The organism is Lentimicrobium saccharophilum (assembly GCF_001192835.1).
Classification (GTDB): domain Bacteria; phylum Bacteroidota; class Bacteroidia; order Bacteroidales; family Lentimicrobiaceae; genus Lentimicrobium; species Lentimicrobium saccharophilum.
Window position 1 is genome coordinate 1,017,360 of the sequence record NZ_DF968182.1, and the last position, 21,985, is coordinate 1,039,344.

Here is a 21,985-nt window from a genome sequence, read left to right on the forward strand (position 1 = left end):
TGAGCGGATAAAAAGTTGAGAGTTTGCTTTTTGGGCTGACATCACTAAACATTGATTGGAACATCAGCAAAAAGAAGACCTAACAAGTTATAAGAAAACTTGTTAGGTCAGGTCGTTGATTGTTTTGGTCAGGCCCTGCGGGGAAGTCAGGAATTGCGGGGACGCAGAATAATCGTTGCGTCATTGCAGCTTGACCCGCTGTGGCGGGGACTTTGCGCGGAGTAGGTTATGCAGGATTTATTCTGTTGAGGCCCGTGGCACGTCCCGCCTCTTGGCGGGAAAGACGCGCACTAACAAAAAAAGAAGACCTAACAAGTTAGTAGAAAACTTGTTAGGTCGGTTCGTTGATTGTTGTGGTTAGGCCCTTTGGGGAAGTCAGGAATTGCGGGTACGCAAAATAATCATTGCGTCTATGCGACTTTGCGCGAAGTAGGTTATGCAGGTTTTATTCTGTTGAGGCCCGTGGCACGTCCCGCCTCTTGGCGGGAAAGACGCGCACTAACAAAAAAAGAAGACCTAACAAGTTAGTAGAAAACTTGTTAGGTCGGTTCGTTGATTGTTGTTGTCAGGCCCTGTGGGGAAGTCAGGAATTACGGGGACGGTAATTCAAATCCGAAATCCGCAATCCGCTCCCGATATCCATCGGGACCGCAATCCTTTGCCCGAAGCGCTTACTTTCCCTCAAACCTGCTACTCATCCAGCTTGTGACGGGCATCCCAGGCCTTCTTGGCGCCGTAAGCGGCAAACAATCCCAGCATCAGCGTGACGGCCGAGCCTATGGGCGCGCCGCCGCCGGCAGGCTGGTTGGTGGTTTGCCCGTGACCTCCCGAAGGGGGAGGAGGTGGCGGTCCCTGTGCAAAAACGGAAGTGCTGAACCCGGCGAAGAGCGCGAGCATCAGCGTTACGGACAATATTTTAACTGTTTTTTTCATGCTATATCTTTTTCTTTTTTTTGCTTCACAAAAACCGGCGGGACGGCCTGCGCCGCCCGCACGGCAAAATTATAAAATAACCTTTGCGCTTACAACCCGCGATCCCGCCACGGCGGTAACCACGTACACGCCCTTAGGCAGTTTCGCTGCATTCAGCATAGCCAGCCCGTTGCCATTGACCCGCTCAGCCATTACCACGCGGCCGGTAAGGTCGGTGATGGTGACGCTGGCCTTTGCATCCGGCCCGTTGAGGTAAACCACCCCGCCGTATGCGTAGATATTTACCGGAGCAGTGGTTGAAGGATCATTCATGCCCAGGGTGCCGAAGTGCAGGGTGAAACGGTTGGCATCGTCGCCCTCCGCAGCGGTAAAGTGATAGGCGCCATCTTCGGTAAGGTTGGTAACCGTGCCGGTTTTAATGTCCGTAAGGTAAACGATGGTGGCGGGGATATTCTTCGCCAGCTCAATGTTGTAGTTTGTGGCCGTGTTCTTCACAAAGCCGAACGGGATTGCCAGTTCGTTGCTGACTGCCGGCAGGGTGTTCAGCGCGTACAGGCTGCTGCCTGAAACCGAGTAGAACATCGGGGCGAAGCCTGCCAGGAAGTAAGCGTCGAAATCAGCATCGTAAGCCTCTGTGGCCGACGGGTTAAACCGCACGATGCTCGATTGTGATGTTAGTCCTTCCAGATCGTTGGCTTTCAACAGGATGAACTCTTCGTCCGACTTGTACCAGTTGGCGGCATTGTGTTCCCGTGCATCGGCCGGAATGGTGAGTTCGCCGCTCCCCGTGGTATAAACCATAAAACCGTTCATAGCAGGGATAATATCGCTCTGTTCCGTGGTTGTTTTATAACTTCCGTCGGCTGAACTCCATACCTGCGCTACCGCATTGATATTGGTTTTTGTCCATGTGCCGGAGCCCCAGTTGATGGCGCTGGCAAACGGGTTGCCCGCCAGGTGCCAGCCCGGGTAGGCGCTGGTACCGGTGTTGGTAAGCCCGCTCAGGGTAACATCCGCAACATTCAGGTTGCCGCTGAAGGTTTTGGTATCCGTTTGCTGATAAGCTACCAGGTAACCCTTACCGGGGATAAATGTAGTGATGTTGTTGGCGCCCACCTTCTGGTTAAGCCAGTTGTCAGTGCTGGCGGTTTCGTCGAATGCGTAGAAGTCGTAATCATTGCCGGTGCCGGTGGGTGTCCAGTCCCCGCTGATGCCTTGCGCGGCTACCGGCGAGGAAAGCAGGTGCCAGCCGCTGCCGGCGGTTTCCCAGGTAGCTGCTTCAATATAGCGCTCTACCGTGGCGGGTACACCGGAGGTCGAGTGAGTCAAAGATCCTGTACCCGTGGCAGATGAACTTAATAACATGGCTCCGTTATTTCCAAGTTCATTAGATACTGTTAATGCAGCATCATCATTGATGGTAAGTTGAGAATTCAGGTTTACCAGCAATCCTGATACTGTTGCGTTTTCATCCAGGCTTACATTATGCTGGATTACGACCTGATCAGACGCTGATGGCTTAGTTCCCCCCTCCCATGTTGATGCCGCAGACCAATCTGCTGATGCTGCTGAAAATTTAACTGTACCTGACTGAATTGTATATGAATAATTTGAGCCACCATTGTTAAGGAAATTAATGGTAAACATATCCGCGTTGGAGTGATTTATTGAGGTAAGCCCGGCTTTTGAAGTAAAGAAATAGTAGATTATTGTTCCGGTGCTGAAATTTGGCAACTCTGCCCGATATGTATTACCTGAAAGAAGCGAAAGCTCAATAATAGTACTCGTGGTAAAGTCATCATTGGAATACCTTACATATACCCCTTGACCTCCGGCTACCGGAGCCGAAAGTGTGGCATAAACAACAGGCTTCATATCAGGATATACGACGGACGGAATCCGGTATTCAGAAGCTATTGACACAGGCTCCGCATCCGTTTCAATAAAAATGGCCTCCGTACTTGAATATCCGATATCTTTCCAATTCATCGTGTACCATTTGCCATTTGTAAAAGTAACAGAATTATCGCTACCCGTATTATGAGTATAGGTCTGAAGTGTATTCATCTGAACATTTACACCAGCCCACTTATTATTATAATATTCACCTGATGGTCCACTAGTAAAAAGCCATTGGTAAGAACCTCCGGTAATATCACCGCCGGAAGCTGCTACACTGAAAACAGTCTGCCAGCGGGCTTGACCGGTAGTAATTTTTGTTATACGTCCATTGGTAACCTGCGTTGAACTGGCAAATGCAAGATTCGTTGGTGGGTTATTAAAGGAATTATAAGTGCCGGGCATGTTCAGCCCCTCTGGCTCATAAATCTGGGCCTGTGTTTCCATCAGCGGAGCGGTCAATAAAGCTATAAAAGCAACGTTTACTAAAGCCCACTTAAGTAAGTTATTTTTCATATTTGCTTGATTTAACTTTATACAATAATCATCAAAATTACAAAAACAGAATAAAAGAACAAAAATATAGCATAAAAGTTGACGAAATCAACGTTCACATTATCAAAAACTTAGTAATTTTTCTACTTCCCTTTTCAAAAGCCGCATTCATATTGATTTTTCATCATTTACAAGATTCAGAACATGGCAGCAGCAGTGAATGAAAAGCCGGCATCGCCCTATGTGACCGCTCACCCGGCATGATGGACTGTGCTTCGGTTATGGGGACGTCCTGAGAGGTGTTCAACAAAAAAAAGACCTGGCAAGTCTGTTGGATAAAGGACTTGTCAGGTCAATAGGGTTAAAAAAGCGGAAAGTATATACGGGATTATCCGGTTACCTGCCCCCTGGTGTTTTGGTATGGCAAAAAGTGCCTATTCATCTAACTTCTCTCGGGCATCCCAGGCCTTCTTGGCGCCGTAAGCGGCAAACAACCCCAGCATCAGCGTGACGGCCGAGCCTATGGGCGCGCCGCCGCCGGCAGGCTGGTTGGTGGTTTGCCCGTGACCTCCGGAAGGGGGAGGAGGTGGCGGTCCCTGTGCAAAAACGGAAGTGCTGAACCCGGCGAAGAGCGCGAGCATCAGCGTTACGGACAATATTTTAACTGTTTTTTTCATGCTATATCTTTTTCTTTTTTTGCTTCACAAAAACCGGCGGGACGGCCTGCGCCGCCCGCACGGCAAAATTATAAAATAACCTTTGCGCTTACAACCCGCGATCCCGCCACGGCGGTAACCACGTAAACGCCCTTAGGCAGACTGCCTGCATTGATCATAGACAGCCCGTTGCCATTGACCCGCTCAGCCATTACCACGCGTCCGGTAAGGTCGGTGATGGTGACGCTGGCCTTTGCATCCGGCCCGTTGAGGTAAACCACCCCGCCGTAAGCGTAGATATTTACCGGAGCAGTGGTTGAAGGATCATCCATGCCCAGGGTGCCGAAGTGCAGGGTGAAACGGTTGGCATCGTCGCCCTCCGCAGCGGTAAAGTGATAGGCGCCTTCGTCGGTAAGGTTGGTAACCGTGCCGGTTTTAATGTCCGTAAGGTAAACGATGGTGGCGGGGATATTCTTCGCCAGTTCAATGTTGTAATTTGTTGCAGAGTTCTTCATGAAGCCGAACGGGATTGCCAGTTCGTTGCTGACTGCCGGCAGGGTGTTCAAAGCGTACAGGCTGCTGCCTGAAACCGAGTAGAACATCGGGGCGAAACCTGCCAGGAAGTAGGCGTCGAAATCAGCATCGTAAGCCTCTGTGGCCGACGGGTTAAACCGCACGATGCTCGATTGCGATGTTAATCCTTCCAGATCGTTGGCTTTCAACAGGATAAATTCTTCGTCCGATTTGTACCAGTTGGCGGCATTGTGTTCCCGTGCATCGGCCGGAATGGTGAGTTCGCCGCTCCCCGTGGTATAAACCATAAAACCGTTCATAGCAGGAATAATATCGCTCTTTTCCGTGGTTGTTTTATAACTTCCGTCGGCTGAACTCCATACCTGCGCTACCGCATTGATATTGGTTTTTGTCCATGTGCCGGAGCCCCAGTTGATGGCGCTGGCAAACGGGTTGCCCGCCAGGTGCCAGCCCGGGTAGGCGCTGGTACCGGTGTTGGTAAGCCCGCTCAGGGTAACATCCGCAACATTCAGGTTGCCGCTGAAGGTTTTGGTATCCGTTTGCTGATAAGCTACCAGGTAACCCTTACCGGGGATAAATGTAGTGATGTTGTTGGCGCCCACCTTCTGGTTAAGCCAGTTGTCAGTGCTGGCGGTTTCGTCGAATGCGTAGAAGTCGTAATCATTGCCGGTGCCGGTGGGTGTCCAGTCCCCGCTGATGCCTTGCGCGGCTACCGGTGAGGAAAGCAGGTGCCAGCCGCTGCCGGCGGTTTCCCAGGTAGCTGCGGTAATATAGCGCTCGATGGTGGCAGGATTACCGGTGACTGTCGGAATTACAGAACCAGTACCTGTTTCATCAGATTGCAAAATAAGAGAGGCTTCCGTTCCCAAATTATAGATTTCACCCGAAAGTTTTCCAAGTGGTTCAATCGTCACAATGCCTGGCTCCAGAATACCCAGTAAATTAGTTGCAGTCAGGAAACCGGTCGGGGCAATATGAAGATTATTCCCCAACACGATGATATCTGATACTGTTTCCGTGGTGGAAATTACCGGTGTTTCAGCAGCAGGTACCACCCATGCCTGGTAAGTGGAAGGTACACCCATGTCCCAGTTTGCCTCAGCTGTCCAGTCGGTGCTTGTGCCTTGCCATACTGTTCCAATTAATCCAAGGTTCCCAATATAATCCTGAGGTTTCACAACCCATTCAGAATCTGTTGCATTGGTGCCAGCCGAAACAGCCCAGTTTGTATTACCGTTGGTAACATTAAGTTTTCGGATTAAGGTATACTCAGCAGTAGCATTAGTAGTGCCTGCAACAGACCATGCTGTACCCGGATCCTCACCAATTGTGCCAATTACATCAATGGGTTGTCCATTGTAAACCAATTCAAGAGCATCATCTCCATTATAAAAGGTGACATTAGAAGTAACATCTGCAATATTCAAAATGGGTTGACTAGCACTGGCATTGGCTATTATAAATGTTTGACCATTAACAAGACTGCCTGAACCAGTATAAGAATTACTTACTGTTGGACTTCCACCCGAATAAAGATTTACCGTTAACAAAGATAGGTCAATGTCACTGCCGGTTCCATTATATATCTCAATCGCTTTATTGTTTAAGCTTCCCTCAATATATTCTGAGAAGAAGATTGCAGGTAAGGGAGGCGCCTCTTCGGTTGTTGCCTCGTCCTGGGGGACGGTGCCGTTAGTTTTGTAATCAATGTTGATGCCCGTGTTGGTATAAGGGTAAATTTTAAAGTAATATGTAGTGTTCTCGTTTAAACCAGTAAAAGAAGCAACCTCTGTACCTGATGCGATATTTTTTACAAGCAACGCGTCTGTTTCTGGCGTGCCATCCAAAGGCGCTGAAATTGCAGCATAACTTACATCACTCCCTTTAATCAGATAACCTGTTGGAACAACAGTTCCTGTAGCATCATCCCAAACTACATCAATTACCGAAAAGGCCGGAGTTCCGGTCGCAGCAATAAAAGTCGTAACATGATTTGACGGTTCATCGTAGTTTACGAAATAACTTTGCTCTTCCGATGTTGCTTCATCCGCATCATCATCAATTGCATAAACTGCATAATAAACTGTTGTTCCGGCTGCCTGGGCTGGAATATCTGAATCTGTTGTGTAAGTGTCGCCTGAAACCAAAGACATGTCAATATTATTGGTCAGGTTCCCGGAGCTCGTTCCCCAGTACAGAGCAACTCCTTCAACTGTACCATCAGAATCAGATACATCAGCAGATACGGAGACCGTGGTTGAAGATAAAACACCTGTAGCAGGGGTTTGAACAATATTTGTAATTGATGGCGGTGTATTTGCTCCAGACGCTGTAACTTGAACCGTTATATTATCAAAAAAAGCGGTTTGTGATCCTGCAGTCGATCCCTGCCAATAACCTCCCATATATGCTAAAGAAGTTGATGTATATGAATTATCAACCGCTGTTCCCTGTGAAACTAAAGTTCCACCCATAGGATCAGCAAATGCTGTTGTTCCGTCATTACGTAAAAATAACTCCCAGGTATTGGAGGAAGGTGTATATGTCACTTTAACGCTAACATATTCTGTGCCAAAGTCAGTTAATCCGCTTGTATTTGAGGCAATTATATTTGTAAGACTAGTTATACCTGCTGAATATTTTACAAGCCTTATGGCATCTATATTACCAGATTGCCCTAATGCGATTGCATAGCCTGTACCTGCATTATATGCAGTAGTAGATGAACCTGCAAGTATATAAGCTGCACCATAGCTCCCTGATCCAAATCCAGCTGGATCAGTTCTTGGTTGTCTAATATTAAAATACCATGTTACGAGCCCTGGATTTGAAGATAAGGTTGTATTATAGGGTGAACTAAAGCTGGAAGTTACTGCATAAGCAAATGCCCAGCCAGTAGCATTAGCAGTAGCTCCTACATCGTTGGTTATTTCAAGTTGTGCAGGGCTTGTATTTCTTCTTGCCCCCCAATCAGCACCACTCCTGCTAACAGAAAAGGCACTGGAGCCAATTTGACCGCTTGTTGTCCAGGTTGTACTTTGGTCGGTCGAAAAATCATCTGAAAAGACGGTTGTCTGCCCCCACCCCAATCCGGGCAGCAGTAAAAGGGTGATCAGCGCGGGGAGGGCGCCGAGGTTTTTAAGTTTGGGTAAAAGGTGTTTCATATTTGGTTAGATTTGATGATTCAAGGATTCAAGGATTCAAAAATTCAAAGATTTCCCGCCGAAGGGGCGGGACTTCGCTTCGCTACGCAAGAATTCAAGGATTCAAGTTCCTGGGTTCAGTGCCGGGATTTAAAAAGCTTTTGTGGTCTTTTGTGCTTTAGTGTTTCAGTGGCCCTGGAAATTCGTGCATTCGTGGCAAGAAAATTCAAAGATTCAAAGATTCAAGGATTAGCTTCGCTGAGCTCCCTTCGGTCGGTTCAAGGATTTCCCGCCGAAGGGGCGGGACTTCGCTTCGCTACGCAAGAATTCAAGGATTCAAGTTCCTGGGTTCAGTGCCGGGATTTAAAAAGCTTTTGTGGTCTTTTGTGCTTTCGTGTTTCAGTGGCCCAGGAAATTCGTGCATTCGTGGCAAAAAGATTCAAAGTCGTTTACAGGCAGTCGTCAATCCTGAAATAAGTTGTCAAAGAACACTATTACAAACATATAACAAATCCCTGACGCAGCCCCGGGGGTTGTGTTAAGAAAAGGTTAAGAATATTAAGTATTGATTGTCAGCCGTTTGTAGCGAAAGTGATCTCTTTCTCAGGTAGGATACGAAAATAAGGGAAATAATTATACCGCGCAAATTAAAATGATGAATTTTTTGAAGGGGGGGCGAGGGACGCTGAAGGGGGGACGAGGGACGCTGAAAAAGGGACGGGGGGCGAGTGTGATGGGTTGATTTGAGAATGTGAGAATTCGAGAATGTGGAAATGAGTAAATATGGAAATTTAATAAATCTGTTACCGGCAAGATGGCCGGGACAGGATGTGGCCTATTGTGCCCTATTCCCGGCAAAGTAGCCGGGACAAGTTGTGGCTATTGTGGTTCAATCGCACTCTGTTAGGTTTAAGGATTCAAGAATTCAAGAATTCAAAGATTCAAGTATTAGCTTCGCTGAGCTCCCTACGGTCGGTTCAAGAATTCAAGGATTCAAGAATTCAAGGATTCAAAGATTCAAAGATTCAATCTCCTGGTTTCAGTGCCCGTGTTCAAAAATCTTTTGCGTTCTTTTGTGTTTCCGTGTTTTAGTGGCCCAAGAAATTCGTGCATTCGTGGCAAGAAAATTCAAGGATTCAAAGATTAATTTCGGTGGTTGAGCGGAGCCGAAACCATCCGATATTCAAAGATTCAATGATTCAAAGATTCAATGATTCAAAGATTCAAGGATTCAAGAATTCAAGTTCTTGGTTTCTGTGCCCGTGTTCAAAAATCTTTTGCGTTCTTTTGTGTTTCCGTGTTTTAGTGGCTCAAGAAATTCGTGCATTCGTGGCAAGAAGATTCAAGGATTCAAGGATTCAAGAATTGCCCGGCTTCACCTCATCCGCCTTCGGCACCTTCTCCTCAAGGAGAAGGACAATCCCGGTCAGGGGTCGGGTAAGTCAGGAATTACGGGGATGCAAAATAATCATTGCGTCATTGCATCTTGCCCCGCTGTGGCGGGGTCTTTGCACGGGAAGGTCATGCCGGATGGTCTCGGTTGGTCTCGGCTGGTCTCGGCTCCGCTCGACCACCGCCGCTCGACCACCGGGACAGATTCAATATCGAGGGCCCGTGATTTACCATTGAAAGGTCCGTGGCACGCGCCAAGTGATGTGATGATTTGATAATGTGATGATTTGAGAATAAAAGAATGTGAAAATTTGAAAATGTTGTCGATCCGGCGGGTTCTATTGTGTTCTATTGTGCCTATTGTGGTTCAATTATCTCCGTGGAAATTCCTTGGAACGTGTCGGAAAGACGCGCGCTAACAGCAGGATTCAAGGATTCAAAGATTCAAAGATTCAAGTATTAGCTTCGCTGAGCTCCCTACGGTCGGTTCAAGAATTCAAAGATACCGTTAGCGGGAATGTCTCGTCCGTGCTCATCCAAATTACACCCATTCCTGCCGCTGTTTAATCAGATTAGCCTCTGCGGCCCTCTGCGAAAACCTCTGCGTTCTCCGCGGTTTTTTTACCGAAAAGGTCGCGGAGGGGTTAGGCGTGGACAAGAAGACCTGACAAGTCGGAAGAAGACTTGTTAGGTCAGCCCATTGATTGTTGCGGCCAGGTCCTGCGGGGAAGCCAGGAATTACGGGAGAAATATAATTATTGTTGCGTCATTGAGTCTTTGCGAGGGGTAGGTTATGCAGGTTTTATTCTGTTGAGGTTTGTGGCACGCGTCTGGAGACGCGCGCTAACTAAAAAAAGAAGACCTGACAAGTTGGAAGAAAACTTGTTAGGTCAGATCGATGATTGTGGTGGCCGGGACCTGCGTGGAAGTCAGGAATTGCGGGGACGGTAGTTCAAATCCGAAATTCTTCGCGTCTTTACGCGGGGTACGTTATGCATGCCAGGATTTGTGAAGCACGTTTTGCTCCCTGAGGTTATAGCTTTACAAACCTCCGGCCAATACTGGTCTTACCGTCACTGAACTGCAGCAGGTAAATTCCGGGCTTCAGGCTGCTGATATCCATCCGGTGTGTGAGGCTGCGCATCTTTGTCCGCTGCAGCAGCCGGCCATCGGCGCTGAAAAGGCTTACTTCGTATAGCTTAGGCGCGCTCCAGCTGAGCACCTCGCCGGCGGGGTTGGGCCACAGCTTTATGTCCGGCAGATCATCCGCCTCCGTTATGCCGATATTGGGCAGGGGCTGCATCCTGACAGTAAAATCAATGTCCGTATCCACCTTCAGGGAGAAATGATAGGGCAGATAGCCCGGCCGGGTTACCGTAAGCAACACGGTGTCAGGGGCGGCGGTAAACCAGGAATGCGCGGCAATGGAAGAATATTGCATGCCTGATCCTTCCAGCATAATCATGGCCGAGTCGATGGCCACACCGGTGACGGAATCGGTCACGGTGAAATGCAGGTTATAATAGGGCCGCGGCAGCTGCACGCTGGTGAAGACCTTGTAATCCCCGGGGCCGAAGTTAAAACTGTGCCCCGCGGGATCGGTGATGTTTACCTGCTCACCGGTGAAATAGTTGTACCAGTTGCCTGCATGGGGGAAGCCGGGGGCCATGTCAAAGGCATTGACGCCCATGTTGGCGGCAATCACCACATTCATGCTACCGTGGGTAATGCTGATGCGCTTGCCCAGCCCGCCAAGATCGCCGCTGAAGCTGCCGAAGCGGAAAGCATCGCTTTTGCGGAGGGCCGCCATGGCGCTGTAAACGCGGTACAACTCCTGCCTTGCGGGATGGTTGAAGTAATCCCAGCGCGGGGGCTTGCCGGCCGTGCGGTCGCCATTGTAGAAAATGCTGTAGTCATAGCCCAGCTCGCCGAACTGCCAGATCATCTTGGGGCCGGGAATGCCCATAAACAGCACGGCGGCCTGCTTCAGATGGTTCACGGCGGTGACTGTATCCTTGATGTTATACCCGGCCGAGGCATTGCCGTAGGAGAGGTTTTCGAACATCAGCCGCTCCTCATCGTGGTTTTCCATATAGTCGATCAGGTTGGGGTAAGTGTACCCGCGGCTGGCATGATGGGCCCATGAAATGTCGGAATTTTCCTGCCACCCCATGCCCACCTGCTTGTAATGATCGTGCATGGCGCTCCACAGCAGCATGCCCGTATTGGCCAGCACCACTTCTTCGTCGTTGTTGGCCAGATGCTCCAGGATCACATAGGCGTCGGGATTCACCGATTTGATGTGGTTGTAGTAATCGGTAAGGATGTTGATGCGGCTCTGGTCGTATTGGCTCCACAGCCCGAGGTCATCTCCGCTCACCGTCTGGGTAAGCCCTTTCGAGAGGTCGAGGCGGAAACCGTCGACATTGAACGCTTCCAGCCAGTAAGTGAACACCTCTTTGATAAACTGGCGGGTATAAGGACTTTCGTGATTGAAATCGTAACCCACGTTAAAGGGGTGGGTGGCCACGGTATTGAACCAGGGGTTGGAAGCGGAGGGCTGTCCGTCGCTGAAATACATCTGCACCATGGGGTTCAGCCCGTAGGCGTGGTTGGTCACGATATCCAGGATGACCGCCATGCCGCGCTGATGGCAGGCGTCGATAAACTGTTTGTACGATATATCCGTTCCGTAGAATTTATCGGCGGCAAAGAAGAAATTGGGGGCGTATCCCCAGCTTTCGTTGCCGTCGAACTCCATCACCGGCATCAGCTCCACGGCGTTCACACCCATGTTTTTCAGGTAGTCAAGTCTGCTTTCCACTTCGGCCAGGCTTTTCGACTCCACAAAGTCGCGCACCAGCAGCTCGTAGATAAACAGGTCGCTTTGTGTGGCGTGCACGGCGGGCGGGGTGAAATCCGGTATCTGCCAGGTATATTCCGGCTTGTCGGTCTGGAAAACGCTTACTACTCCGGTGGTTTTGTCGAAAGGATAAGATTTCAGGCCGGGGTATGTTGAAGCGGGAATCCAGCGGTCGTTCCAGGGGTCGAGGATTTTTTCGGCGTAGGCATCGGCAAGCTTCAGTTGTCCATCCACAAAGTACTGATAGGCATATTCCTTCCCGGGTTGTAATCCGGAAAGCGTTATCCAGTAGTGTTTCCCGTCGGGGGTGCGTTTCATGTAGTTATTGTCATCGGGCAGCCAGTTGCTGTAGTCGCCGGGGGCAAAGGCAAACTGTTTCTGCGCGGCCGGGTCGGGCAGCACCAGGGTAACGGTGCTTCCGTCAAGGTAGTTGATACCGGGTTTTGCACCTTCCGGAAGGGCTTCTACCTGTACCGGACCACGCAGGTAGATCTGCACGGAGTCGCTGACCGATCTGCCCTGTGCTGAGGCAACCGCTTTCAGCCAGTAGGCGCCCGGCTCAAGGCCCTGAAGTACCAGCGGCCAGGCCAGGGAGTTGCCCTGAAGGCTGAGCAGTTCATCCTCGTTAAGATACAGGCTGAGCTGCTCGTTGAGCATAGCTTCGGCGCATACCATCAGCACGGTGTTCGGACTTGCCAGTGGTTCCCTTCGGGTGGGGTTGATGATCTTAACATTGAGGGCGTTGGGATATACAAACAGCAGGATATCGGACCCGTCGGCGTTTTTCTGCTCCAGGTAGTACCCGCCGGGCTGCTCTTCGCCGCTCCGGAAAACGAAGGCCATGTAATGGATTTCTTCTGAAGCCGGCACCCCGTAATATTCGCGGATGTTGCTGAAAGTGATGCTGTAAAGGTTGTCGTCAACCCTTGTCATTTTGGTTTCGGGCGTATTTTCGCCCCATTCGGTTTTCACATATTTCCAGTCGGTAGTGGTCTGGCTCAGGTTGGTAATCACGCCGGTGTGGGCGTAAATGTCGCCTTCGTAATCAAAGAGTCCGCCATTGCCGTAGGCGGCGTTAAAATAGACGGTCACCGCCTGATCGTGCTGCGGAAAGGGCGGTTCGCTGCTCACCAGGCTGAGGGTGGGATTGCATTCAAACACCTGATCTACAGTGTAGCTGTAGTTCTGTCCGTTGTTATTGGCCATTTGCAGGGTCAGCAGGTCAAAATCGGCGGAAGGGCTCTCCGCCACCGTGCTGAAGATATAATACGTAACTTCAGTTTGAGATGGCTGGGCGGGGATGCTTCCCGTAAGGCTGCTTCCGCTGATATTCATCGTAATCAGCGACGAGGTAGCCCAGTTGTCGGTGGTGTAGCGGAGGTAGAAATGTTCTTCGGGCGAGGGTATTGCGCTGAGGGAAGCGCTGACTTCCACCAAGTCGGTGCTGCTGACCACCACGGGATTTTGCATCACACCGTCTATGCCGGCCGGCTCCGTGGATGTCTCCATAAATATGGCCCGGGTATTTGCATATCCTGAGTCTTCGAAAACCACCGTGTACCAGCGGTTTTGCACCAGGCTGATGTTGTTGTCGGGGTCGGAGGGCGTTCCGTAGGTGAGTGGCTGCAGGCTGTTGACGGTCATGGAGACGTTGCCCGCCCATTGATTGCCCCAGGGGTTGCCGAACGAGGTGCTGACGAATTTGAAGGCATCGAAGCCCTGGTTGCCGGTATACTGAAAGGTGGTGGTCCAGCGCGGGGTGCCGGTGTTTACTTTCTGCAGATCAAAGGGCCCGCCCATCTCCGGATCGTTTACCCAGTTATTCCATGAGCCGGGCATACGCAGGCCGTCGGGGGGGTAGATCTGGGCGAAAGCCGGAACGATGAAAAGCAGCTGGATAATCAGCAGGGCGAAGCGGTTGGGGGTTTTTCTTCTGATTGGCATGGGTGTGTTGGTTTGCTAAACCATTCAGGTTTTTAAAACCTGAATGGTTTTAGCTGGGGTTGATGTTTTTAAAACCTGAATGGTTGACTTGAAAATGCTCATGCAATGCAATAAAATTCTCCAAACTATCAAACAACTGAAGCGGCAAAGAGTCGCTGATTAACATTTTTTTGCCTTTCAGGTATTCATGAATGGAAGAGAAAGGATAATCCCTGAAATAAGTACAAACCTTGTGATGAACCGGATTGCAATGAACATACAGAATTATTCTTCTCAGATATTCTTCATCAGAGATCAGCTTACGTTCATAATTCTTCTCAAAAAGGCTGCCTGTCCGTCCTGTGGATTTATTGATGGCTTTGGCATATGCGTTGAACATATTTGAAAATGCCTGAAACGGTCTCTTTCTGAATTTCTCTGGCAGGTCAGATTCATCCTTAACCCTTAGAACAAAGTGAAAATGGTTCTTCATCAGGCAATAGGCATAAATGTCCGCTGAGGACAACAGATGCCTTTCCATCAGACGAAGAAAAAATTCATAATTGCGTGGCTCGGGGAAAGTAATATCGCCGTTGTTTCCGCGGTTGTAGATATGATAGGTTGAGCCGGGGGTTAAGGTATCGTGCGTCATGATGATGATTGATTAAACCATTCAGGTTTTTTAAACCTAAACCATTCAGGTTTTTAAAACCTGAATGGTTTAGGGCGGGTTTAAAACTTCACCAGCTTCGAAGTAAACACGATATCCCCGGCCAGGATTTTAATCAGATAAATCCCGCTTTCAAGCTCAGAGAGATCAATCCTTTGATTCCCAAGGGCTGTGGGTTGATCCATCACCACCCTTCCGCTGATATCAATCAGCTGATAAGCGGTTAGTCCAGGGATTTCGAGATTGAGCAGTTTATTGGCCGGATTGGGATAAATGCGGGACCCATAGGGGAGCGTTTGCGCACTGGTTATCATGGTGGTGTAAGTCACCGTACCTGAAACTGCTCCACCCTCGTCCACGCTCATCACCAGGTTATCCCCATCGATCAGCCAGATGCCGAATTCTGTTCCGTCGGCTTCTATGGCGCCCCACTCGTAGGTGCCGGGCAGCAGATCAAGTGTGACCGTCCAGGTAAATCCGTCGCGGTTCATGGGGATGGTATCCCAGTTGGTCATATCCCCTTTGAATTTAATGTTGTCATGAATCTCCGTGCCATCAATCAGTGTAAACAGCACCGGAGTAGGCTGCTGCGGTTCGTTAACAGTCAGTGCCCCCGAAACATTGGCTGTACCGTCCCAGAATCCTCCGCCGGTTTCATTATAGCCACCGTAAAGGAAAGGGCCGCCATTATAGCTGAAACGGGCGGCATAGTACCAGGTTCCGGATTCAGTAAACTCCGGGCCGATATTGGCCATAAATTCATCGTTGTTGCCCGAGGGAGCATTGAAAGCGGCCGGCACCCAGTTGTTCCAGCCTGCAGGGTTGGTATTGGCGCTGCTGTAGCCTATCCATGCCTGTAATCCGGGAACGGCGTTGCCCAGCCCGGTTATACCTTCTATATACACCTGAGCGAACACATCAAAGTTGTCGCCAACGGTAATTTCACCAGAGCCGGGAAACTGCAGGTTGGCCCAGGTGATTTCAGGAACCGGCAGCGCTTCCACTGTCAGTATGCCGGATATATTGACGGTCCCGTCCCAGAAACCACCGCCTGCTTCGGAATAGCCGCCGTAAAAGTACTCGCCGGTATTGAGCCGGAAGCGGCTGGCATAGTAGTAGGTTCCCGGAGATGTCAGGTGCTGGCCGAGATTGCTGAGGTATTCATCATTATTACCGGAAGGGCCGTTGAAAGTGGCGGGAAACCAGTTTGTCCAGGTTGCCGGATTGGTGTTGTTGTCGCTGTATCCTATCCATGCCTGTACGCCCGGCGCGGGAGTAGCCTGTCCGGTGACGCCTTCTATATAGGCCTGGGCAAAGATATCCAGGTTTTCGCCCGGTTCAATCACGGCGCTTCCGGGAAACTGCAGGTTTACCCAGTTAAAATCGGGATCGGGAATGGGATCGGTTACCGTAAGTACGCCTGAAACATTGTTCACCCCGTCCCAGAAACCACCGCTGAAGCCGCCGTAAACCCAGGGGTCGTCGTTGTATTGAAACCGTGTGGCATAATAGTAAGTGCCGGCGGTGGTTATTGCGGCGCCCAGATCGGCCATAAATTCATCGTTGTTGCCTGCCGGCCCGTTGTGGGAGGCTGTTATCCAGTTTGTCCAGGTTGCAGGATCGGTATCGGCTGTACTGTAACCTATCCATGCGTTCAGCCCCGGGGCAGGGGTGGCCTGTCCGGTAATGCCTTCGATATATGCCTGTCCGTAAACGTTGAACGCCCCGCCGGTTTCGATGGCGCCGCTGCCGGGCCACTGCAGGTTGGCCCAGGTAATCTCAGGTTCAGGCGCTGTACCGATGGTGTAGGAATAATTCGGGCCACCGTTGTTGTTGAATTTGATGGTGCAGAGGTCGTAGTCGGCGGTAAGCCCGGCTATGGTGGAGGTTAAGGCGTAATAGTCAACTTCGGTCCCCAGTGGCTGGCCGGGGATGCTTGCCTCGCCGGTGTTGCCCGTCATGGCGGCAACTACGGCTGCCGAGGTGGCCCAGTTGTCGGTGGTGTAACGTACATAAACGATTTCCTCCGGGGCCGGGGTTGTCGAGGTTTCCACATCGATAACAACAGGCATGTTTTCATACGCATCCAACGGAACTGACACTGTTGTGATTTCGACAGGCGCGGCACTGGTTACCATAAAAATGGCGCGGGTATCCTGGTAGCCCAGATCTTCCCAGTTCATGGTGTAGTATTTATCGTCAGCAAGTACAATCTGATTGTTGTTGGCTCCTTCTTTGGTATACACCTGCAGGGTATTCATCTCCACCGTGACATTGCACCATTTATTCTGCCAGATATTGCCTTCAACCGGACCACTGGTAAAAAGAAATTCGTAGTTTCCCCCTCCGACATCAGCGCCCGGCATGGTCGTGCTGATGATGGTTTGCCAGCGCGCTTGTCCGGTGCTGATTTTCACCAGCCTCCCGTTAGGTACCTGATTAGGATTTCCGAAAGCCGGGTTGTTGACCGGTGGATTCTCCCATCCACACCAGTTTCCGGGCATATTCAGCCCTTCGGGTTCATAAATCTGTGACTGTGCTTCCTTTTGGGAGATTGTCAGCATAAAAGCCATCAATATAAAATTCAGCAGCATTCCGGTGCGTAAGGTGTTTTTCATATTCTTCTGGTTTTAATTAAATTACTGTTCAAGGCACATTTAATGTCAGATTAATATTTCAGGAATTCTTTACAAAACAAAACCTGAAGTCAGGTTCAGTAAGGACATTTTTTACAAATTTATTTTTTTTCAACTTTTTTGTCAATACTTTTTGTCATTTGAAGGATTCAGGCAGCCACTGCCTATTTTCTGATGAACTTCCGTGAAGCAGCTACGGCGCCTTCGTGATTGACAATCAGCAGGGTATAAACTCCCGGCGTCAGAAAGGACACATTCAGACAGAGGTTTTCGCGGGTGACGGCTTCGGTGAGCCTGACCTGACCGCTCATGGATAGTATCTGAATAAAATGTTTTTTCGAAAATTCCTGTGAAAGCCCCACGCAAAGTGTGTTTTCGGCGGGCACAGGCCAGAGGCTTAATTTTACATCTTCAGGGCGGGTTACCGATGTCGGACTGTTATTGATTGGTATATGGAAATCGGCGCCGTTGTTGTTGTTCCATGTATTGTTGTTGTAATGGATCACAAAATCCAGGGAGGTAACTTCCTGCCCGGGATTGTTGAAAGGCCCCAGGGTAATAGTCAGGTTTCCTTCATCATCGGGGCCCTCCATGGCCGATTCAATGGCAGGGCCTGATCCGTTGAACAGGTAAGAGCCAGCCGGCCAGTAGGATGCGTGAGGTGTTTGCCAGGTATTGCCGTTAACGGTTACTCCCCAGTGCAGTTTTGCCCCGGTTTGCTGACCGGTTTCCGTGATGGTGATGACATCGTTCAGGGTAGGATTTTCCGGCATCCAGAACACTCCGGTTTGTCCGCCTCCCGGGTTGGAAGCGCCCACATAAACGTGTTGTATGGGCGTGCGGGTGATATTTCCATGATTGTCGGTTATTTCCACATAGTAATCGATCAGGGTTTCTGAGAATCCCGCGATTTCCGCATAGTACTGTCCGGCGATGTAGTCGGGCATGATAAAGAAGTTCAGTTCCGGATTTCCTGTTACATTCCCGGCCGGAAAGTTGCGGTAAGTCATTGTTGTTTGCTGCCATGGCTGCACGCCCGGTCCGCCGGCATAGGTTTCGTTGTCGTTATTATCAAGCGGATTCAGTCCGTCGGTATCCTGCCGGTATTTCAGCACGGCCGACTGTATGCCCGAAACATCGTAGGCGAATGTCCACACATGGAAATCAGAAGCATTCTGAAACTGCTGATAGCCGTAAACCGGGCCGAATCCCGTGCCTCCGGGGTTATGGGGAAACCTTTGCGGGATAAAGACGGTCGGCGGGGTGTTGTCAGTTCCCTGATTCGCATTGATGACCTGATCGGCGAAGCCGCAGGCGATGTTACAGGCCAGGGTCTGTTTTACTTCCATGTCGAGGGAAGCGCCATAGTACATATATCCACTGTTGTAGGCGGGGAGCAGGTGGTGCCAGGCTCTTTCGGCCTGATTTGACTGAACGCCTGGCTCAGCGATGCGCGCGATCGACAGGGTTCCGGTAAGGTCTTCGGCCATCTGCACCCGGTTCTCGGCAGCCACCAGTACCGCCCAGTTTCGGGCATCCTCGGTCCATCCCTGTGGATTAAACCGGAAAGTTGAGGTGTACATCGGCCAAAGCCAATTGATGAACTGCGGGTGGCCCCAGTCGTTTTCGGCATTTACCCAGGAGCCGTCCTCCACATGCACTACTGCATCATCCGGAACGGGGTGATTGTGAAGAAATTGCTGTATGGTGGTGGGAACATAACCTTTTGATACAGCTTCATAAGCAAATCCGGGCACCGAATTGGTGTAATAGTCGTAACCCCCTCCCCAGGCATTGTCGCCATCGTGGGCCAGCAGGACCAGCGAGGGCCGGTCGGGGTCATCGTATGGAGCGATGTGGTTGTCTATCTCCCCGGTTCCCATGGTTGCGTAGCCGTTTTTATAACTAAGCAGGTCATCCATGGGCACAACGGTAATTTTGTATTCATTGCCGGTCTCCGGATCAACATATTTTGCCTTGTGCGCCTGGTAGCAAAAAGGGGCAGCAAAGGTCCCGCCCCTGCCGTCGATCTGTCCGCTCCACCAGTGGTTGCCGTTTTCCGGGACTTTATCTGCCCTGTTGGGGGGATCAATGTTGCATCCGGAAGTGCCGAACTGCAGGGGATAATCGTTCAGGGTGCGGGCCAGATGGCTGCTGGCGACTACCGTCCATTCAATCCCTTCTTCCACCAGCGCTTTGATGTTGCGCACACTGAATGAGCATTCGGCAGGCCAGTAGCCTTTTGAATAAACCGGTGACTGACCGAAGTTCTGTGTATAAATATGACGGTGCACCTGTATCTGCCTTCTGAGCATTTTATCGCTCAACAGCGGCGACAAGGCATGGTTCATGGTAAAGGCGGTGATGTCCATCCGCGGCTTGCCTGCCGGGGTGTTCCAACCCCTCGCGGTGATAAAGGAGTTCTGCCAGCCGCTATAATAACCCCACTGACCTGCGGAAGCCAGGCTGTTCACATTTTCCATCAGGCAACCCGAGTAGTTAACCTGTGCACCGGCCTCCGGCAATCCCAGCAGCGATTGCACCGCGTCTTTGGCACGGTACTGATAAACGGCCTTACGATCCTCGTTGCTGAATATTTCCTGGAGATTGTTCAGCGGATGCTGCTGTCCGTCGGGATACCAGTTGCCGTTGTTCCATTTCAGATACTGAGATTCCCAGACTTTCTGATACTCATAGGAATTCCACCCGCTTGCCTCCGGCCAATAGACGGGTTGTTCAAGATGCCAGAGATAAGTAGTGTGAACCTGGGCTTCTGCGGGTGAGTTGCCTATGCATAAAGCCAGGATCACCAGTGCCGGGAAAAGGATTTTCATGTTTCATTAATCAGGGACTTTCACAAAGATAAATGAAAACAATGTCCGGTCCACCTGTTGAATCGGTAATGTTCTGGTGTTCATGTGTTCGGGGGTTCAGGTGTTCAAGTGCTTCGCAATGTTGCAATGTGAAAATATGCAAATATGCAAAAGTGCAAATATGGAAATGTGTAAATCCTTCCTCAAGCGGGACATGTCGTGAAAATGAGATCCGGGAATTATGATGCATAATTAGCGCTTATATTACAAAAGATCAATCTGTTTAGAAATTAAGAATCAGGTTTTAGAAATTCCGGAGGTCAGAGTGTTCAGGGGCTCAGGTACTCAGGTACTCAGGTGTTCAGGTGTTCAGGTGTTCAAGTGTTCAAGTGTTCAAGTGTTCATGTGCTACGCAATGTTGCAATGTGAAAATATGCAAATGTGCAAATATGGAAATGTTTAAATCCTTCCTCAAGCGGGACATGTCGTGAAAATGAGATCCGGGAATTATGATGCATAATTAACGCTTATATTACAAAAGATCAATCTGTTTAGAAATTAAAATTAGGTTTTAGAAATTCCGCAGGTCAGGGTGTTCAGGTGCTCAGGTGCTCAGGTACTCAGGTGTTCAGGTGTTCGGGGGTTCGGGGGTTCAGGTGTTCGGGGGTTCAGGTGTTCAAGTGCTTCGTAATGTTGCAATGTGAAAATATGCTAATGTGCAAATATGGAAATGTGTAAATCCTTCCTCAAGCGGGACATGTCGTGAAAATGAGATCCGGGAATTATGATGCATAATTAGCGCTTATATTACAAAAGATCAATCTGTTTAGAAATTTAAAATCAGGTTTTAGAAATTCCGAAGGTCAGAGTGTTCAGGGGCGTAGCGAAGCAGCTTGCCCCGTTACTTCGACGGGGGAGTCCCGCAACTGCGGGGTTCAGGTTGCTATGAAATGGGCTAATATGGAAATATGAAAATGTAATGAATCTGTTACCGGCAAGATGGCCGGGACAGGATGTGGCCTATTGTGCCCTATTGTGGCTATTGTGGTTCAATCGCACTCTGTTAGGTTTAAGGATTCAAGAATTCAAGAATTCAAAGATTCAAGGATTAGCTTCGCTGAGCTCCCTACGGTCGGTTCAAGAATTCAATTCTGTTCGTGGGGGGCAAGAATTTAAAGATACCGTTGGCGCGGACCGCTCGTCCTTGCTCATCCAAATTACACCCATTCCTGCCGCTGTTTAATCAGATTAGCCTCTGCGGCCCTCTGCGAAAACCTCTGCGTTCTCCGCGGTTTTTTTACCGAAAAGGTCGCAGAGGGGTTAGGCATGGACAAGAAGACCTGACAAGCCGGAAAAAGACTTGTTAGGTCGGTTCGTTGATTGTTTTAGCCGGGCCTTGTGGAGAAGTCAGGAATTGCGGGGACACAAAATAGTCATTGCGTCTTTGCGACTTTGCGCGAAGTAGGTTATGCAGATTTTATTCTTTTGAGGTCCGTGGCACGTCCCGCCTCTTGGCAGGAAAGACGCACGTTAATCTTCTATCTATCTGACAAGTGTAAGAGTCATTTGAAAGGAATTAAAGAGAAAGGCCTGGATGGTTGGTTCTTCTCCTTGTGGTGACTGAGCGAAGTCGAAGTCAGGAGAAGATGTCCGAAGGACAGATGAGGTGATTAATGCCGGTAGCACGCGTGTTGGAGCCTGTCCCGCCTCTTAGCGAGAAGACGCGAGCTGGCTGGCTTCCAGGATTCTCTGTTTTCTTTGTTATCCCAGTAAAGTAAGGCAGTGCGAAAAAATTTCAGCTTTCGCAAAAGCGACCTTCTAAAGTTGACCTTCCAAAACCTATTTTCAAAGAATTGGATGAAATGCTATGAAATGAAGCAATGGTCAAGTTTAGGCAGTCGTGTTGCGAAAGCGAGGCCCCGCGGCCTGAGCGGACAAAAAGAAGAAAGTCAACAGATTGTGCTGACATCACCAGGCATTGATTGGAACATCAGTAGAAAGAAGGCCTGACAAGCCGGAAGAAGACTT

The 21,985-nt window shown here is 49.8% G+C and carries 9 protein-coding genes; 1 reads left to right on the forward strand and 8 read right to left on the reverse strand.

Translation table 11 applies throughout. The features are described 5' to 3' along the window. Positions 1–690: 690 nt before the first annotated feature. The 4 genes from TBC1_RS03685 to TBC1_RS03705 form a co-directional block, all read right to left on the reverse strand. Entirely contained in the window at positions 691–933 is a 243-nt protein-coding gene (locus TBC1_RS03685) for a hypothetical protein (protein ID WP_062038685.1), read from the reverse strand. A gap of 69 nt (positions 934–1,002) precedes the next feature. After that, the gene (locus tag TBC1_RS03690; protein ID WP_062038688.1) at positions 1,003–3,348 is read right to left on the reverse strand and encodes a T9SS type A sorting domain-containing protein; all 2,346 of its coding nucleotides are present in this window, start codon (positions 3,346–3,348) and stop codon (positions 1,003–1,005) included. A 413-nt stretch (positions 3,349–3,761) separates the two neighbouring features. Further along, positions 3,762–4,004 carry a hypothetical protein gene (locus TBC1_RS03700; protein WP_062038694.1) on the reverse strand — a complete coding sequence of 81 codons (243 nt, stop codon included), beginning with the start codon at positions 4,002–4,004 and terminating at the stop codon, positions 3,762–3,764. Positions 4,005–4,072: 68 nt separating this feature from the next. Next, entirely contained in the window at positions 4,073–7,681 is a 3,609-nt protein-coding gene (locus TBC1_RS03705; protein WP_062038697.1) for a T9SS type A sorting domain-containing protein, read from the reverse strand. 15 nt (positions 7,682–7,696) lie between these two features. Here TBC1_RS03705 and TBC1_RS03710 point away from each other — a divergent pair, with 15 nt between their 5' ends. Beyond that, positions 7,697–8,137: a hypothetical protein gene (locus tag TBC1_RS03710; protein ID WP_062038700.1), complete on the forward strand. Its 441-nt coding sequence runs from the start codon at positions 7,697–7,699 to the stop codon at positions 8,135–8,137. Positions 8,138–10,085: 1,948 nt separating this feature from the next. On the opposite strand, the gene TBC1_RS03715 is transcribed toward TBC1_RS03710, so the two are convergent. The 4 genes from TBC1_RS03715 to TBC1_RS03730 all read right to left on the reverse strand — a co-directional run bounded on the left by TBC1_RS03715 (position 10,086) and on the right by TBC1_RS03730 (position 19,978). Beyond that, entirely contained in the window at positions 10,086–13,859 is a 3,774-nt protein-coding gene (locus tag TBC1_RS03715) for an alpha-amylase family glycosyl hydrolase (RefSeq protein WP_062038703.1), read from the reverse strand. Positions 13,860–13,908: 49 nt separating this feature from the next. Beyond that, a complete protein-coding gene (locus tag TBC1_RS03720) occupies positions 13,909–14,490 on the reverse strand; it encodes a transposase (RefSeq protein WP_062038706.1) in 582 nt (193 codons plus the stop codon). An 80-nt stretch (positions 14,491–14,570) separates the two neighbouring features. Then, positions 14,571–17,126 carry a T9SS type A sorting domain-containing protein gene (locus TBC1_RS03725; RefSeq protein WP_062038709.1) on the reverse strand — a complete coding sequence of 852 codons (2,556 nt, stop codon included), beginning with the start codon at positions 17,124–17,126 and terminating at the stop codon, positions 14,571–14,573. A gap of 182 nt (positions 17,127–17,308) precedes the next feature. After that, a complete protein-coding gene (locus TBC1_RS03730) occupies positions 17,309–19,978 on the reverse strand; it encodes a T9SS type A sorting domain-containing protein (RefSeq protein WP_062038712.1) in 2,670 nt (889 codons plus the stop codon). Positions 19,979–21,985 lie beyond the last annotated feature (2,007 nt).

Coding starts and splice junctions, on each gene's coding strand:
- TBC1_RS03705 (WP_062038697.1), bottom strand. CDS start 7,681: ATGAAACACCTTTTACCCAAACTTAAAAACCTCGGCGCCCTCCCCGCG.
- TBC1_RS03725 (WP_062038709.1), bottom strand. CDS start 17,126: ATGAAAAACACCTTACGCACCGGAATGCTGCTGAATTTTATATTGATG.
- TBC1_RS03700 (WP_062038694.1), bottom strand. CDS start 4,004: ATGAAAAAAACAGTTAAAATATTGTCCGTAACGCTGATGCTCGCGCTC.
- TBC1_RS03730 (WP_062038712.1), bottom strand. CDS start 19,978: ATGAAAATCCTTTTCCCGGCACTGGTGATCCTGGCTTTATGCATAGGC.
- TBC1_RS03720 (WP_062038706.1), bottom strand. CDS start 14,490: ATGACGCACGATACCTTAACCCCCGGCTCAACCTATCATATCTACAAC.
- TBC1_RS03690 (WP_062038688.1), bottom strand. CDS start 3,348: ATGAAAAATAACTTACTTAAGTGGGCTTTAGTAAACGTTGCTTTTATA.
- TBC1_RS03715 (WP_062038703.1), bottom strand. CDS start 13,859: ATGCCAATCAGAAGAAAAACCCCCAACCGCTTCGCCCTGCTGATTATC.
- TBC1_RS03710 (WP_062038700.1), top strand. CDS start 7,697: ATGATTCAAGGATTCAAGGATTCAAAAATTCAAAGATTTCCCGCCGAA.
- TBC1_RS03685 (WP_062038685.1), bottom strand. CDS start 933: ATGAAAAAAACAGTTAAAATATTGTCCGTAACGCTGATGCTCGCGCTC.